We start from the raw sequence: 868 nt of genomic DNA on the forward strand, positions 1-868 counted from the left end.
AGGCGCGCCCCTTGTTGAGAACCGCCCAGGCGATGCGGGCGAGCTTGTTGGCCAGCGCAATGGCGAGCACGTTGTGGTGCAGTCGCTTGCTTGCTGCCGCGATCCAAGACTTGAGCCCATGGCGTTCCCAATGCTTTGGCCCGAGCTTGACCAGCACGACCCACGCCGCCTGAACGAAGAGGGCACGCAGATAGCGATTGCCGCGCTTTGATATGCTGCCGAGGATTGTCCGGTCTCCCGTCGAGATTTGTTTCGGTACCAGCCCGAGCCAGGCGCCGAAGTCGCGACCCTTCGAGAACGCGTCGCCGGTGCCGATCGCGGCGACTATCGCGCTCGAGATGATCGGACCGATGCCGGGCACCGTCATCAGCCGCTCGCAGTGCCGATCTTGGCGGGCGGGCGTTTCAATCTCGCCTGAGAGCCCCTCGATGCGTGCATCCAGGTGATGCCAGTCTCCGGTCAACTCCTCAATGACGCGCGACATGCGGGGCGAGAGGACATCGCCACGCGTGGCCAGAATGTGCGGCAGCTCGGTCCGCAGGAAACGCAGACCTTGTCGCACCGCGACGCCCCGTTCCAGCAGGAAGGCGCGGATCTGATTGATGATGCCGGTACGCTGACTGACCAAGCGTTCGCGGACGCGGTGCAGGGCCTGCAGGTCAAGTTGGTCGGCGGTCTTGGTCGCAACGAACTTCATGGTCGGGCGTTGCACAGCCTCGGCGATCGCCTCTGCGTCGCGGAAATCGTTCTTCTGTCCCTTCGAATACGGGCGCACGTACTTCGCCGGCATCAGCCGTGCTCGGTGCCCAAGCAGCTGCAGCTTGCGGCTGAGATGATGCGCGCCGACGCAGGCCTCCATCCCGATCAG

General features: G+C 64.4%; 1 protein-coding gene. It reads right to left on the reverse strand.

Annotation, left to right across the window (positions count from 1 at the left end; genetic code table 11):
- On the reverse strand, positions 1–868 hold an 868-nt coding region (locus ACFFWD_RS29970), incomplete at both ends, for an IS110 family RNA-guided transposase (RefSeq protein ID WP_376971487.1).

Origin of the sequence: Bradyrhizobium erythrophlei (assembly GCF_042430365.1) — a bacterium.
GTDB classification, from domain to species: Bacteria; Pseudomonadota; Alphaproteobacteria; order Rhizobiales; family Xanthobacteraceae; genus Bradyrhizobium; species Bradyrhizobium erythrophlei.